Annotated in this window: 16 protein-coding genes; 10 read left to right on the top strand and 6 right to left on the bottom strand. The window is 66.8% G+C overall.

Annotated elements, in window-relative coordinates:
* Nucleotides 1-176: 176 nt before the first annotated feature.
* Together recA and ACFLIT_RS05335 are read right to left on the bottom strand one after the other, a co-directional pair.
* Nucleotides 177-1,241 carry a recombinase RecA gene (gene recA / locus ACFLIT_RS05330; RefSeq protein WP_479910163.1) on the bottom strand — a complete coding sequence of 355 codons (1,065 nt, stop codon included), beginning with the start codon at nucleotides 1,239-1,241 and terminating at the stop codon, nucleotides 177-179.
* A gap of 191 nt (nucleotides 1,242-1,432) precedes the next feature.
* The gene (locus ACFLIT_RS05335) at nucleotides 1,433-1,768 is read right to left on the bottom strand and encodes a hypothetical protein (protein ID WP_479910164.1); all 336 of its coding nucleotides are present in this window, start codon (nucleotides 1,766-1,768) and stop codon (nucleotides 1,433-1,435) included.
* Between the two features lie 200 nt (nucleotides 1,769-1,968).
* Here ACFLIT_RS05335 and ACFLIT_RS05340 point away from each other — a divergent pair, with 200 nt between their 5' ends.
* Both ACFLIT_RS05340 and ACFLIT_RS05345 read left to right on the top strand, forming a co-directional pair.
* Complete coding sequence (locus ACFLIT_RS05340; protein WP_479910360.1) at nucleotides 1,969-3,219, top strand: S1C family serine protease; 1,251 nt, start codon at nucleotides 1,969-1,971, stop codon at nucleotides 3,217-3,219.
* Nucleotides 3,220-3,301: 82 nt separating this feature from the next.
* Nucleotides 3,302-4,924 carry a M28 family metallopeptidase gene (locus tag ACFLIT_RS05345; RefSeq protein WP_479910165.1) on the top strand — a complete coding sequence of 541 codons (1,623 nt, stop codon included), beginning with the start codon at nucleotides 3,302-3,304 and terminating at the stop codon, nucleotides 4,922-4,924.
* 124 nt (nucleotides 4,925-5,048) lie between these two features.
* Here ACFLIT_RS05345 and uvrB read toward each other — a convergent pair whose 3' ends face one another.
* A complete protein-coding gene (uvrB, locus tag ACFLIT_RS05350) occupies nucleotides 5,049-7,316 on the bottom strand; it encodes an excinuclease ABC subunit UvrB (protein ID WP_479910166.1) in 2,268 nt (755 codons plus the stop codon).
* A gap of 89 nt (nucleotides 7,317-7,405) precedes the next feature.
* Between uvrB and ACFLIT_RS05355 the strand changes: the two genes are divergently transcribed.
* The 4 genes from ACFLIT_RS05355 (at nucleotide 7,406) to ACFLIT_RS05370 (ending at nucleotide 10,794) form a co-directional block, all read left to right on the top strand.
* Entirely contained in the window at nucleotides 7,406-8,389 is a 984-nt protein-coding gene (locus tag ACFLIT_RS05355) for an HPP family protein (RefSeq protein ID WP_479910167.1), read from the top strand.
* A complete protein-coding gene (locus ACFLIT_RS05360) occupies nucleotides 8,386-8,892 on the top strand; it encodes a DUF1697 domain-containing protein (protein ID WP_479910168.1) in 507 nt (168 codons plus the stop codon). Before ACFLIT_RS05355 ends, ACFLIT_RS05360 begins: the two co-directional genes overlap by 4 nt.
* Before the next feature lie 143 nt (nucleotides 8,893-9,035).
* The gene (locus ACFLIT_RS05365) at nucleotides 9,036-9,545 is read left to right on the top strand and encodes a thermonuclease family protein (RefSeq protein WP_479910169.1); all 510 of its coding nucleotides are present in this window, start codon (nucleotides 9,036-9,038) and stop codon (nucleotides 9,543-9,545) included.
* A gap of 142 nt (nucleotides 9,546-9,687) precedes the next feature.
* Nucleotides 9,688-10,794, top strand: coding sequence for a ThuA domain-containing protein (locus ACFLIT_RS05370; protein ID WP_479910170.1), 1,107 nt, complete (start codon nucleotides 9,688-9,690; stop codon nucleotides 10,792-10,794).
* Between the two features lie 96 nt (nucleotides 10,795-10,890).
* Here the strand turns inward: ACFLIT_RS05370 and ACFLIT_RS05375 are convergent, their stop codons facing one another.
* Nucleotides 10,891-11,313: a CBS domain-containing protein gene (locus ACFLIT_RS05375; protein ID WP_479910171.1), complete on the bottom strand. Its 423-nt coding sequence runs from the start codon at nucleotides 11,311-11,313 to the stop codon at nucleotides 10,891-10,893.
* Nucleotides 11,314-11,554: 241 nt separating this feature from the next.
* Nucleotides 11,555-11,824 (bottom strand): hypothetical protein, encoded by a 270-nt coding sequence (locus ACFLIT_RS05380; RefSeq protein WP_479910172.1) that lies wholly within the window; start codon nucleotides 11,822-11,824, stop codon nucleotides 11,555-11,557.
* Nucleotides 11,825-11,990: 166 nt separating this feature from the next.
* Between ACFLIT_RS05380 and ACFLIT_RS05385 the strand changes: the two genes are divergently transcribed.
* Nucleotides 11,991-12,260 (top strand): hypothetical protein, encoded by a 270-nt coding sequence (locus tag ACFLIT_RS05385; RefSeq protein ID WP_479910173.1) that lies wholly within the window; start codon nucleotides 11,991-11,993, stop codon nucleotides 12,258-12,260.
* 16 nt (nucleotides 12,261-12,276) lie between these two features.
* On the opposite strand, the gene ACFLIT_RS05390 is transcribed toward ACFLIT_RS05385, so the two are convergent.
* Nucleotides 12,277-12,594, bottom strand: a complete 318-nt coding sequence (locus tag ACFLIT_RS05390; protein WP_479910174.1) for a helix-turn-helix domain-containing protein — start codon at nucleotides 12,592-12,594, stop codon at nucleotides 12,277-12,279.
* A 228-nt stretch (nucleotides 12,595-12,822) separates the two neighbouring features.
* Between ACFLIT_RS05390 and ACFLIT_RS05395 the strand changes: the two genes are divergently transcribed.
* The 3 genes from ACFLIT_RS05395 to ACFLIT_RS05405 are packed head-to-tail and all read left to right on the top strand — an operon-like array spanning nucleotide 12,823 to nucleotide 14,011.
* The gene (locus tag ACFLIT_RS05395) at nucleotides 12,823-13,179 is read left to right on the top strand and encodes a RusA family crossover junction endodeoxyribonuclease (protein WP_479910175.1); all 357 of its coding nucleotides are present in this window, start codon (nucleotides 12,823-12,825) and stop codon (nucleotides 13,177-13,179) included.
* Nucleotides 13,176-13,448 (top strand): helix-turn-helix domain-containing protein, encoded by a 273-nt coding sequence (locus tag ACFLIT_RS05400; RefSeq protein WP_479910176.1) that lies wholly within the window; start codon nucleotides 13,176-13,178, stop codon nucleotides 13,446-13,448. Before ACFLIT_RS05395 ends, ACFLIT_RS05400 begins: the two co-directional genes overlap by 4 nt.
* The gene (locus ACFLIT_RS05405) at nucleotides 13,445-14,011 is read left to right on the top strand and encodes a hypothetical protein (RefSeq protein ID WP_479910177.1); all 567 of its coding nucleotides are present in this window, start codon (nucleotides 13,445-13,447) and stop codon (nucleotides 14,009-14,011) included. Before ACFLIT_RS05400 ends, ACFLIT_RS05405 begins: the two co-directional genes overlap by 4 nt.
* The last annotated feature ends 58 nt before the right edge of the window (nucleotides 14,012-14,069 follow it).

Genomic DNA, 14,069 nt, shown 5'->3' on the forward strand with positions numbered 1-14,069 from the left:
TTTCGAAGGGTTCTGTAGCCAAGGCGGGCAGTCGGCTCAAAGGAAAAGGACGCCCGGCGGGGCCGGGCGTCCTCAGGCTCGCGGGTAGGAGCCGGCGCTGTTGGGGTGGCGCGGCGGCACGGGCGGGAGCCGCCGGCCGGCAGGGCCGACCGGGCTGTCCGCGAGCGCAGCTCGAACTATTCCTCTTCGCCCTCGGTCGGGCCGACCAGAAGCTCTTCCTCGATGACCGCGGTGTTGCCACGCACGGCCTTCTCGATCTGAGCGGCGATATCCGGGTTCTTCTTGAGGAATTCGCGCACGTTGTCGCGGCCCTGGCCGATGCGCTGGTTATCGAAGGAGAACCAGGAGCCCGACTTCTCGACCACGCCAGCCTTGACGCCCAGGTCGATGATCTCGCCGAGCTTGGAGATGCCTTCGCCGTACATGATGTCGAACTCGACCTCGCGGAACGGCGGAGCGATCTTGTTCTTCACCACCTTCACGCGGACGTTGTTGCCCATGATCTCATCGCGAATCTTCACCGAACCGGTGCGGCGGATATCGAGACGAACCGAGGCGTAGAACTTCAGGGCGTTGCCGCCCGTGGTCGTTTCCGGGCTGCCGTACATGACGCCGATCTTGTGGCGGATCTGGTTGATGAAGATGACCAGGGTCTGGGTCTTGCCGATCGAACCGGTGAGCTTACGCAGGGCCTGACTCATCAGGCGGGCTTGCAGTCCGGGCAGGCTGTCGCCCATCTCGCCTTCGATTTCAGCCTTCGGCGTCAGGGCCGCGACCGAGTCGATGACGATGACGTCGATGGCGCCGGACCGGACCAGGGTGTCGGTGATCTCCAGAGCCTGCTCGCCAGTGTCGGGCTGGGCGACCAGCAGATCGTCGAGATTGACGCCGAGCTTCTTGGCGTAGGCCGGATCGAGCGCGTGTTCGGCGTCGACGAAGGCCGCGGCGCCGCCCGCCTTTTGCACCTCGGCGACGACGTGCAGCGCCAGGGTGGTCTTGCCCGAGCTTTCGGGACCGAAGATTTCGATGACGCGGCCCTTGGGCAGCCCCCCGATGCCGAGAGCGATGTCGAGGCCGAGGGAGCCGGTGGAGACCGCCTCCACCTCCATGTGGGTCTTCTCGCCCAGCCGCATGACGGAACCTTTGCCGAAGGCCCGGTCGATCTGAGCGAGCGCCGCTTCCAGCGCCCGCGACTTGTCTGCGTCTTCTTTGCCCACGAGCTTCAATGCCGCCTGATTCATTGGATTTGCCCTTATCCCACGATTCCGCCGCCCGCCGCGGCTCCGTCCGACCCGTGTCGAACAGGACAATTCGTATCCGGTTTGTTCCGGAATTGGCAAGGGCAATGTTCCGCTGATGTTCACGGTCGTCCCGAGGTGTGCGACCGGAACTGACGTGAGCCCGCGTCGGGCACCCGGCTGGCCGTGGATCGCTAGAGCTTGGGTTCGGGCGCGCGGCTCATGATCACGCGGAAGCCTTGGACGCGGGCCTCAAGGTCGTGAACGAGGCGGTCGGCCTGCTCACGAATACCCACCGGATAAGCTTCGCCGCCACGGACGATGTCAGCGGCGACGGCGATCGCGGCCTCCAGTTGAAGGTTCAGGGCCTCGACCTGCTCGCGGGCCAGAAGTTGAGCTTCTGCCTGGAGGCGACGCACCCGCTCGGCGGTGGTCTCGGGCTTGCGGCCGAGGTCGTAGAGCGGGGTGAGGTCGGAGACGAGGGTCAGCTTGGCCGTCCCGTCGCCGGAGCCACGATTGGAGTCGGTCACTGAGCCCTCCTCGTCCGCGCCGACGCAACTCGGCTTTAAAGAGGGCAATGTGGGAACGGCCCAAGCGTTCCCGCTCGGCGGGAAGTCCCGGCGATTTTTCGGGCGCGGCGGCAAAGCTTGGCTCTTGATCTCCACCGCGAGTTCACACATTGTTCGCTCAACCTTGGGTGGGGGTGAATGTCATGCGTACTGTCTTGGTCGTGACTTCGATTGTCTTGGCGTTGGCGACGAGGAGCGTCGCACAGGCTGCGGATCTGCCCCCGTTGATAGTGAAGCCCATAGGGGCGGGCGAGGTGGCCAAGCCGTTCCAGTTCGCCAAGCTCGTGACGCGCATTCCGGGCGGGCGGAGTTGGGGCAGCATGGCCGTCGGCCTGCTTTGCTATACGAGGTCGGCTTTGTCTTGGGACGGCGACGCCAACGAACTCGATAGGGATATCGACGCCGAGTTCCGTGCTCAGATGAGCGGGGCCGGCTTCAAGGTGGCCGGCGACAACAACAATCTGTTCGAAGCCGACAGCGGAGGCAGCGCCGAGTACGCCATCGGCGGCCTGATCACCGACATCAAGATGGATATCTGCATGCCGTGGGTGGGGGTTGTCGCCACGGACCAGCGGGTCAAGGGCTCGGCCCAGATGACGGTGGAATGGCAAATCTATTCGCGGCTGAAACGCGAAGTGGTGGCCAAGGTGACCACGACCGGGGGCGTATACCTGAAGTCGCCGGTGACGGGCGGGCATATGCAGGTGTGGCGCGGGGCCTTTGGCGAGAACGTGAAGGAGCTGATCAACGCGCCGGCGTTCCGCGCGATCGCCATCGGCTCGCCCGCAAACACGCCGACTGTCGGCCAAGCCGTGGCCAAGGTCGATCGTCCGCCGATTGTCTTCGCCAAGCCCACCGCGAAGCCGGCGGCTCTCACCGACGTCGTCGGTTCGGTGGTGACGGTGATGGCGGGCAATGGCCACGGCAGCGGGTTCCTGATCTCCCCCGACGGCTACGTGCTGACTAACCAGCATGTCACGACCGGCTCCAAATACGTGAAGATCCGTTGGAGCGACGGGCTGGAGTCGGTGGGAGAGGTGCTGCGCGAGGACAAGGGCCGCGACGTTGCCCTGATCAAGACCGACAGCCGGGGCCGCCTGTCGCTGACCCTCCATCGCGAGGCGCCGGCCCTGGGCCTGGAGGTCTATGCGATCGGGGCGCCGTTTGACGAGAAGCTGCAGGGCACGGTGACGCGTGGCATCGTCTCGACCAGCAACCGCATCTTCGAGGGCTACAACTTCATTCAGAGCGATGTGGCGGTGAATCCCGGCAACAGCGGCGGGCCCTTGGTGAACAAGGAGGGCGAGGTGCTGGGCCTGACAGTCCTCGGCTTGGGGCGCGACGAGGCGATGCAGGGACTCAACCTGTTCATCCCGGCGGGAGATGCGCTGGATTTCCTCGGTCTGCAGTAGGCGGTGGCGGAAATCAGGATTCTGCATTCCCGGGCGCGGCCCGGCCTAGGCGCCGCCGACGGGCCGTTGCTAGCGTCGTTGCATGACACGCGCCCGTTGCTTCGCTTCCGCCCTCGCTCTCGTTTCCATGCTGGCCGCCGGGTCGTCCGTTCACGCCCAGGCCGGAGGCTCGCGGGCCGAACGGGCGGCGCGGTGGTGGAACGACATCGCGGCCCTGGCGGACGACGCCAACGAGGGGCGGCAGACCGGCACAGCGGGCTATCGGCGGGCCGAAACCCATGTGATCGAGCGGATGAAGGCGGAAGGGTTGACGCCGGCCGGCGAGAAGGGCGGCTTCACCCAACGGGTGAGCTTCCGCGAGCAGATCGTCGACCAGGCGGCCTCGACCGCCGCCCTGACCAAGGCCGATGGGACGGCCGACACGTTGAAGGTCGGCGTCGACCTGACCGTGGCGGCCGGCGGCGCGCCGCGGCCGAAGGCGGTGGACGCGCCGCTGGTGTTCGTCGGCTACGGCCTGCACATGCCGGAGCGCGGCCATGACGATTTCAAGGGCCTGGACCTGAAGGGCAAGATCGTGGTGGCCATCGCCGGCGGCCCGGCCGATCTGCCCGGCACGGAAAAAGCCAGCGCGCGCAACGAACGCAACAAGGTGCTGGCCCAGATGGGCGCGGTGGGGGTGATCGCCATCACCCCGCCCAGGCAGGCGGAGATTCCCTGGACGCGGGCGACCGTCCTGGCCAAGGGAGCGGGAATGTTCCTAGCCGACGCGAGCCTGCGCGAAACGCCGGACGGGCTCTATACGGCGACCTTCGATCCGGCCCAGGGCGCGCGGCTGTTCGCCGGCTCCGGCCACGGCTACGCCGAAATCGCGGCGTTGTCGGACGCCTCCGAACCGATCGCCGGCTTCGACATGAAGATGCGGCTGAAAGCGACGACGGCGACCGAGTTCCGCGACTTGGACAGCGACAACATCGTCGGCGTGTTGCCGGGTTCCGACCCGAAACTGAAGAACGAATATGTGGTGCTGTCGGCCCATCTGGATCACCTCGGAACGGGCGTCGGCGCCGACGGCAAGCGCTTTGTCTATCCCGGCGCCATGGACGACGCCTCGGGTGTGGCCAGCCTGCTCGACATCGCGCGCACCTTGAAGGCGGGGCCGCCGCTGAAGCGCTCGATCCTGTTGGTGGTGTTGACCGCCGAGGAGAAGGGGCTCTTGGGCTCGCACTACTTCGCCAACCGGCCGACCGTGCCGAAGTCGGCGATGGTGGCGGACCTCAACTTCGATATGCCGCTGCCGTTGTGGACGCTGAAGACCGTGCTGGCGCAGGGCGAATACGAGAGCACGCTCGGCGCCCAGGCCCGGGAGTCCGCCGCCGAACAGGGGCTGGGTCTGACGCCAGACCCGCTGCCCGACCGCAACAGCTTCGTGCGCACCGACCAGTACAGCTTCGTCAAGACCGGCCTGCCAGCCCTGGCTTTCAAGTTCGGCTTTCAGAAGGACACGCCGGAATTCGAGACCGAGCGGCAGTGGCGCGCCAATCGCTATCACGCGGCGGGAGATGACCTGAGCCAGCCGGTGATGAAGGAAGAGGCGATCAAGCTGGACGACGTGGTGGTCGGAATCGCGCGACGGGTGGCGAATGCGGACGAGCGGCCGGCGTGGTTGGAAACCAGCGGGTTCAGAAAGTTCGCCGGGACGAAGTAGGTACGGGTAGGGGCGCGTCCACGCAGTAGTTTGCGCGACGCCGCATGTTCTTGAGTGACTGCTGACTCCTGGAAGATATCGAAAGTCTGCTTTCGATCTCGGCCCTGGGCGACTTCAGAAGGTGTTAAAGCTTCCCCTTCCTGAACCGCTCCTGCGCCTCGGCGCGGGCCTCGGCCTTTATGCGTTTGACCGCGGCCTTGTCGCCGGTTTCGCCTTCGCCCGCCAAGGCGTCCGAGGCGAATTCGAGGTCCAGCAGCTTGAGGCGTTTGACCTCGTCGCGGAGGCGGGCGGCTTCCTCGAATTCGAGGTTGGCGGCGGCTTGGCGCATCCTGGCTTCGAGGTCGCGCAGGGTGGCCTTGAAGTTGTCGCCCATGAAGGGCTTGGCGCCGTCCTGGCCGGGCGCGCCGAGCGGGACGGTGACGCGGTCCTTCTCGTAGGGACTGGCCAGGATATCCTTGATGTTGGCCTTCACCGAAGCGGGGGTGATGCCGTTGGCGGCGTTGTAGGCCTGCTGCTTCTCGCGCCGCCGCTGGGTCTCGGCCATGGAGCGTTCCATGGAGCCGGTGATGCTGTCGGCGTAGAGGATGACCTTGCCGTCGACGTTCCGCGCGGCGCGGCCGATGGTCTGGATCAGACTGGTCTCCGAGCGGAGGAAGCCCTCCTTGTCGGCGTCGAGGATGGCGACCAGGCCGCACTCGGGGATGTCGAGGCCTTCGCGCAGCAGGTTGATGCCGATGAGGATGTCGAAGGCGCCCAGGCGCAGGTCGCGGATGATCTCGATGCGTTCGAGGGTGTCGACGTCGGAGTGCAGGTAGCGCACGCGCAGGCCCTGCTCGTGCATGTACTCGGTGAGATCCTCGGCCATCTTCTTGGTGAGGACGGTGACCAGGGTGCGGTAGCCGGCGGCGGCGGTCTGGCGGGCCATGTCGATGACGTCGTCGACCTGGCTGAAGCCGTCCTTGGCGACGGGGCGGACCTCGACCGGCGGGTCGATCAGGCCGGTGGGGCGGATGACCTGCTCGGCGAAGACGCCGCCGGCCTTTTCCATTTCCCAGGGGCCGGGCGTGGCCGAGACGTGGACGGTCTGCGGCCGCATGGCTTCCCACTCCTCGAACTTGAGGGGGCGATTGTCCATGGCGCTGGGCAGGCGGAAGCCATACTCGGCCAGGGTCCATTTGCGATTGCGGTCGCCTTTGTACATGGCGCCGATCTGCGGAATGGTCTGGTGGCTCTCGTCGGTGAAGAGGAGGGCGTTGTCCGGGATGTATTCGAAGAAGGTAGGCGGCGGCTCGCCCGGGCGACGGCCGGTGAGATAGCGGCTGTAGTTCTCAATGCCGGCGCAGGAGCCGGTGGTTTCGATCATCTCCAGATCGAAGTTGGTGCGCTGCTCCAGGCGCTGGGCCTCCAGCAGCTTGCCGTTGGCGATCAGCCAGTCGAGACGCTCCTTCAGTTCGGCCTTGATGTGGTTGACGGCCTGGCGAAGCGTTGGGCGCGGCGTGACGTAGTGGCTGTTGGCGTACATGCGCACGCTGGGCAGCTCCGAGGTCTTCTTGCCGGTGAGGGGATCGAATTCGCTGATCGCCTCGATCTCGTCGCCGAACAGGGAGATGCGCCAGGCGCGGTCCTCGTAGTGGGCGGGGAAGACTTCGATGGTGTCGCCGCGACGGCGGAAGGTCCCACGCTCGAAAGCCTGGTCGTTGCGCTTGTATTGCTGGGCGACGAGGTCGGCGATCAGCTGCTTCTCATCGATCTTCTGGCCGACCTCGAGGGTGAAGGTCATGGCCGTGTAGGTCTCGACAGAACCGATGCCGTAGATGCAGGAGACCGATGCGACGACGATGACGTCGTCCCGCTCGAGGATCGCGCGGGTGGCCGAGTGGCGCATCCGGTCGATCTGCTCGTTAATCGAGGAGTCCTTCTCGATGTAGGTGTCGGTGCGCGGGACGTAGGCCTCGGGCTGGTAGTAGTCGTAGTAGCTGACGAAGAACTCGACGGCGTTGTCGGGAAAAAAGGCCTTCATCTCGCTGTAGAGCTGGGCGGCGAGGGTCTTGTTGGGGGCGAGGATCAGGGCCGGACGCTGGGTCTCGGCGATGATGCTGGCCATGGTGAAGGTCTTGCCGGAGCCGGTGACGCCCAGCAGCACCTGGTCGTGCTCGCGGCCCTTGATGCCTTCGACCAGCTCGGCGATGGCGGTCGGCTGGTCGCCGGCGGGCTTGTATTCCGAGACGAGTTTGAAGGTCTTGCCGCCGTCGTGCTTCTCCGGCCGCTGAGGGCGGTGGGGCGTCCACATCACCGGCATGCCGACAGCGGCGGCCGCGTCGAGCTGAGCGTCGTGGATGAAAGCGCCGGAGACGTCCGAGACGCCGGTGGGCTGGGCGGGGGAACGGGGCATGAACGGAAGATAGGGCCAGGGCGAAGAGCGGAAAAGGGGACTTCCTGAACGCTGCTGACAGAATTGGGTTGGCCGGGTAACTCGCCCGCATGACGCGCACCTTGGTCGATCGTTTATTGGGGCCCGCCGTGCGGCGGCCGATGGAGGTGCTGCGTTCGGCCGTCGGGGCGGGGTTAGGCCTGGCGGCGGTGGGATTGCTGTCGCGGGCGATCGTCGGTGGAGAACGGTGGGCGTTGCTCCTCGCGCCGCCGATCGCATCCTCGGCGGTGATCGTGTTCGCGGTGCCGGCGAGCCCGCTGGCGCAGCCACGCGCGGTGGTTGGGGGCAATGTGCTTTCGGCGCTGATCGGCGTGGCGTGCGGCCTGCTGATTCCCCATGCGGCGGTGGCCGGGCCGGTCTCGGCGGCCCTGTCCGTGGCCGCCATGCTGCTGCTCGGCTGCCTGCATCCGCCGTCCGCCGCGGTCGCGTTCGTCGCGGCTATCAGCGGCGGGGCGGTCGGCTGGGACTATGCGGTGACGCCGATCGGCCTGGGCTCGGCCCTGCTGTGCCTGGCCGGCGCGATCTATGCCCCGGTCGTGGGACGTGTATATCCGCATGCGCCGCCCAGCCTGGCGACGGCCGAGCCGGTGCGAGCCGCGGCGACTCCGGCCGAGGGGGAAACCGACATCCTCGCCGGGGTGAACTGCGGCGAGGTGATGACCGCGGATTTGTTCTACGTAACGCCCGCGATGGACGCGGAGGCGGCGCTGCACGTGCTGACCGAGCACGCGCTGCGGACGGCGCCCCTGCTGGACGATAAACGACAGGTTCTGGGCCTGGTGAGCCGCGCCGAGCTGCTGCTGGAGGCGGAGCGCGAGGCGACGGAGGGCGCGGGCGCGGGGCGTTCGGTCGGTGAGCTGGCCGATCAGCACCTGGCCCTGGTGAGGGCGGAGACGCCGCTATCGGATGTGCTGCCGTTGCTGGCGACGGGGGCGGCCCACGAGGCCCTGGTGGTCGACGCCGAGGGGGCGGCCGTGGGAGTGATCACCCAGACCGACGTGCTGCGCGTGGTCTGGAGAGGGACAGGTCGATGACCAGCTATGTGGCGCTGCTGCGGGCGATCAATGCGGGCGTGAAGCTGCCCATGCCGGAGTTGAAGGCGATGGCCGAACGGCTGGGTTACGCCAAGGCGCGGACCTACATCGCCAGCGGCAACCTGCTGTTCGAGACCGAGGCCGACGAGGCGGTGGTGACGGCGGCTTTAACCCAGGCGGCAAGCGACTTCGTGGGCAAGCCGGTGGGCGTCACGGTACGCACCGCCGCGGAGTTGGCCGCCACCGTGAAGGCCAATCCGTTTCCCGAGGGGCCAGGCAACCGGGTGATGGCGATCTTCCTCGATGCGCCGCCGCCCGAGGGCTTCGAAGGGGCGATCCGCCATCAGGCGCCGGGTGAGCAGGTGAAGGCGGTCGGGCGCGAAATTTTCGTCTGGTACGACGAAGGCATGGGCCAGTCGAAACTGACCATTCCGGCCGCGAAGGCGGGAACCGGGCGGAATATGAACACCGTGACCAAGCTGGCCGAGATGAGCGCAGGTTAGGCTTTCGGTGAGCCGACAATGATTGGCTTCTCGTAAGGGCAGACAGACGCGCGCGCGACGCCGATGAAGCCCCGGACTTGACGTGCGGGGAGCGAGCCCCGAGCTAAGAGCGGCCTCATGCCGGCGGGGGACGGCGCCCGGCGATGGACGACATCGTTTTGCGCGCTTCGCTTTCCATCCTCATCCTGGCGGCCTGCGCCGCGACGGCCCTGGCGGGTTGCGGCCCGCGCAAGGATCAGAAGCTGCCGTCTCAACCGTCGTTGCAGCCGTCGCTGACGGAGCGTGTGCGCGTCCTGGCCGGTGACGTGCTGGTGATCGACGGGCAGCATATCCGTCTGGCGGGCGCCTATGGGCCGCAAGGCATCCCCGACGCGCGTTGTTGGGCCGAAGCCCTGGCCGCGAAACAGGCGACGGTGGTGCTGAGGAGGATGATCGTCGATGGACGCACCATCAGCTTCAAGCCGACGGGCGGACAGGATGTCTTCGGCCGCATCTACGCCACGGTGAGCCTCAACGGCGTCGATCTCGGCCAGACCCTCTATGACGAGGGGCTGGTGGCCAAGACGAAGGGCGCTTTCGGCTGGTGCAGGCCGATCAGTGAAGCCGGTGAAGGAGCGCCGACGGTCACTTCGGTGATGGATGCCGGCTACTAGAATCTCTCAAGCTTTGAAATCTACGCTCGGCGAGGGGGCGATTGCTTCGGGGCTGAAATTGTCCTCGGGCCAACGGCTCCTATAAGCTCAGGCCAAACGAGGCCGACCGAGAGGGGCGGCCCATGACGCAGGGCGGAGCTATATGAACATCAAAGTGAAATTGGCCGTGGGCGCGGGCGTTGCGACGCTCCTGGTCGCCGGTCTGGCGATTGCGCAGGTCCCGCAGGACATCCCGGAGTACAATAAGATCGGCCCGGGCGGCGCGATTCCTCCGCCCATGCCGCCGGGCGGCGGCGCTCTGCCGGGCTACCGCCAGCAGAGCGTTATCGACGGCGTCCAGAAGAAGACGCCGGAGTTCGAGGACGTGTTCAACGTGCTCGACGCTATCGACTCGCTGCCGGTGAAGGCTGCGGCGCAGCCCAAGAAGCCGCGCAAGTTGCTGATCTATTCGACCGCGCGCGGGTATGGCCACTCGTCGATCCCGATCACCGCCTTCGCCATCACCGAACTCGGCAAGGCGACCGGCGCCTGGACGGCGGACACCAGCTTCAGCCAGGCCGACTTCACCGCCGAGAACCTGGCCAAGTATGATGTGCTGGTGTTGAACAACACCACCGGCGCCTTCCTGGACGACGCGAATGACGCGGCCGGCACGGCGGCCCGTCGCAAGGCGCTGCTCGACTTCGTGCGCGGCGGCAAGGGCCTGGTCCTGACCCACGCCGGCGGCGACACCTATCACGGCACCGGCCTGCCCCGCCCGCCGCCCGGCTCGCCGCGCCCGACGGGCCCGCAGCCGCCGCAGAAGAGCCTGTGGCCCGAGTTCACCAAGATGGTGGGCGGCTACTTCAAGTTCCACTGGTACTATCCGCAGCCGGTGACGGTGAAGATCGACGACCCGAAGAGCCCGATCAACGCGCCTTTCAACGGTCGTCCGTTCAAGATCCATGACGAGATCTATACGTTCTCCAACGACTCTTACTCGCGCAAGAACGTCCACGTGCTGACCAGCGTGGATTATTCGAAGATGAGTGACGAGGATAAGGCGAAGGAAAACCCGGCGACCAAGCGCACGGACGGCGATTACGCCCTGAGCTGGATTCGTCGTGAAGGCCAGGGCCGCGTCTACTACAGCGTTCTCGGCCACAGCGAGCACATCTACTTCATCCCCAACATCCTGCAGTCGATCACCAACGGCATCCAATACGCCGCGGGCGACCTGGCGGCCGACGACAGCCCCAGCGAGAAGTAGGTTCCGAGCCGCCCTCGCGGGCGACGGAGTGAAGAGACGAAGCGCCGGCCAGGGTTCGCCCCTGGCCGGCGTTGTCGTTTGGGGTTGCTCTCGGCCTCAGGCTTCGTCCGAGTCCTCGGAAATCTCCTCGAGCGTGCGGCCGACCTGCTTGGCGCCGTAGTCGACGGCGACGTCGCCGAGCGAAAGAATACCGGCGAGGCGGCCGGCATCGTTGAGAACGATCAGGCGGCGGACCTGATGCGAACCCATCTTGGCGGTTGCGTCGGCCAGGGTGTCTTCCGCGTTGCAGCTTTGGACATCGCCGCTCATCACATCGCGGACCGGCTGGTTGAGATCGCCGCCATCGGCCACGACGCGCAGGACGATATCGCGGTCGGTGACCACGCCGATGACGCGGTCTTCCTCCATCACCGGCATGACGCCGCTGTCGATCTCGCCCATCATTTTGGCGACCTTGCGGATGGGTGTTTCGGGCGTGGCGGTGACCACTTGGGCGGTCATGACGTCGCTGACTTTCATAGACTCTGGCCTTTCGAGCGGGGCGCGGGAAGGGAGCCAGGGAAACCGCTGGCGGGGGCGGTTGTTCCTCTCATGAGGCCGCCCACAGCCGTTTCAGCGGCGCGAAGGGCCTGGCGGGCGGCGGCGAGCGTGGGGAAGACGGCGATCTGTTCGCGCATGGTGACAGCGCAGGTCAGGTCTCGAGCGACAAAGCTGAGGGCGTAGCCCTCCAGCACGGGGTGCAGGTTTAGGACGGGCTGGGTCATTGCGCGGCGGTCGCGAGGCGCCGTTTGGCGGCGTCGGTGAAATCGGTGATCGGAAAGAGGCGACCCCAGAGCTCGATCGTCTCGCCAAGTGTGGGGGCGCCCGAGCGCCGCATGGCGAAGAGAACCTGAGCGCGGTCGAACCAGTAGCTCGTGGCGTCACAGGCCACTGGCTGGGCGAACACTTGTCCATAGTCGGGGGAGGCAGGGTCGCCGCAGATGAACCAGGCGGGATCGCTGGCGGTGACCAGGCGGGGTGCGGCGTGCATCCATAAAATTAGCCATATGCAAACTTAAGCCGCAAGCAGAAAGTTGTCAGTATGCTAACTCTAGGGTTTGCTGGTGGCGTCATTTTCGGTCGTCGCCAATGGGGCGACGACTCGACTCCTGCGCGCCCGGCGGGAATCCTGCGCGCGTTAACTTCTGGAGGCGGCCGTGTTCAAGGTGGTGGAGTTTTACGTGCGCGCTGTCGCTGTCGTGGAGACATCCGAGGGCCTTCGGCGTGAGCCCATCGGCGATGCGCGGCGGACGCGAGATGAGGGCCAGGCGCAGGCGTGGGCGCAGGAGATGCGTGACCGACTAGATCGACGGAGCGAAGTCGGGCCACGCCACGAGGTGTTGGTCTATTCCGTTGTCGGGGAGCCGATGTTCGACCTGTGGGCGGAGCCGCAGGTGAAGGGGCGGTATGGAAGCGGCGAGCGCTAAATCTCCAGGCCTGTGGTTAGCCGTCGGTGCCGGTGCCCCGGATCGCCTTGATGACGTTCACGGCCTGAGCGCGCTCGGTGGGGGCGAGCGTATCCCATAACGACCAGATGCCTTCCGGATCCGACGGGTCGCGGATGAGGAGGTCGGCCGGCGCGCAGCGCAGGTTGATGGCGAAGAGCTCCAGCAAGTCCTGATTGAACTGCCGCTCGCCCCGCTCGAGCTGGCTGACGTAGGGCTTCGAGAGCCCGGTCATCTCGGCGAACCGCTCCTGAGTGTACCCGCGATGCTTGCGCCATTCGCGCAGGAACCAGGGCTTTCGGTCGCCTTTGCTCATGTTTGCAGTGTGCATGAGGTGTGGATAACACGCGTGAAGCCAATAGCAAACTTTTTTGCTCGACGAAAAGTTTGCTGTGTGCAAACATTGAGGTATGGAACACATCGCAATCCGCATCGCGCACCCCAGGGCCGCTCCCTCCCGACCGGGATGCGCGGGAGCGGGCGGCGCTCGCCGAGACGATCTCGCGCGCCGCCCGCTCCAACCTTTCGCCTGGAGCGCCGTCCGATGAGCGCGGTGCATCTGCCCTATCCGCCGACAACGGACCGGCTGTGGTCATTGGAGGCTGGCCGCATCGTGCGCAGCGCCGCCTATCGCGCCTGGCTCGACACCGTGCGGGCCGCGATCCGCGCCTCGACGCATCCGGCGGTTTTCGGCCGCTTCGTGCTGAACATCACCGCGCATCGTCCGAGCGAAGGGGAGGGCGCCGACCGCGACCTCGACAGCCTGCTGACGCCCTTGAACGCGGCCCTGATCGCCGCCGGCCTGGTCGGGGACGACAGTCTGGCCGAACGGATCGTGGTGCGTTGGGCGCGCAAGCCGACGCCGGGCGGCCAATTGGATGTGGAGGCCCGTTCGGCATGAGCGAAGCCTTCACGCAACGGGAGCGGATGAGCGATATCCTGCTGGAGGTCGCGGACCGACATGGCCTGACCGTGGAGGACCTGACCGGCCCGCGGCGGATGCGCCACATCGTACGGGCGCGGCACGAAGCGATGGCGGAAACCTGGCGGCGGACGCCGCTGTCGAAATGCGAGATCGGACGCCGCCTGGGCGAGCGGAACCATGCGACGGTGATCCACGGCATTCGGGCGCACCTGGCGCGCGAAAGCGCCATGGAGGCGGACCAATGAGCCGCCGCGCCAAGCCGAAGTCGCCGGAAGCGATCCTCGCCGAGCGGGCGCGGGATTTCGCGGCGGTCGGTCTGCAGCCGGAGGCGGCCCGCCTGCCGGCCAACGCCAATGTCGAGGTCCGCCGACAAAGCCAGACGACTTTAACCGGCGCCCGGCGCGTCGATGCGTTCGACGCCTTGCGGGACGGCATGAGCAAGGGCGCCTATGACGCCGCGCGACGGCTGGAGGCGGACCTGACCCTTCGCGGCGGTCGTCCCGGCGCCAGCGGCGGCGGCGGGCTGGAGCGGATCGACTGCGCGGGCAGCGCGACCGTGGGCGATGCGATGGCCGCGCAACGGCTGGATCGCGCTCGCGCGGCCGGACGGCGGGCGGACGCGATGCTCGGGCGGTTAGGGCCGCGCGACGCGGTGCTGCTCGGGGAGCTGATGGCCCCGAGCCTGCCTGAGCGGGGTTGGCGCGAGACGGTGAGGGCGGTGACGGGCGAGGAGAACCCGGTCGCCCAGGCGGCCGTAGTGCGCTCGGCCTGCGCCAATCTGGCGATGGCTTATGAAGCAAGGTTTTAGATAACGGCGAATACGCCGGGCGTGGAACCGCCCGGCGTCACGCGTTTCAGGTCCAGGT

The sequence above is a fragment of the Caulobacter sp. HJHS_5 genome, from assembly GCF_056683955.1.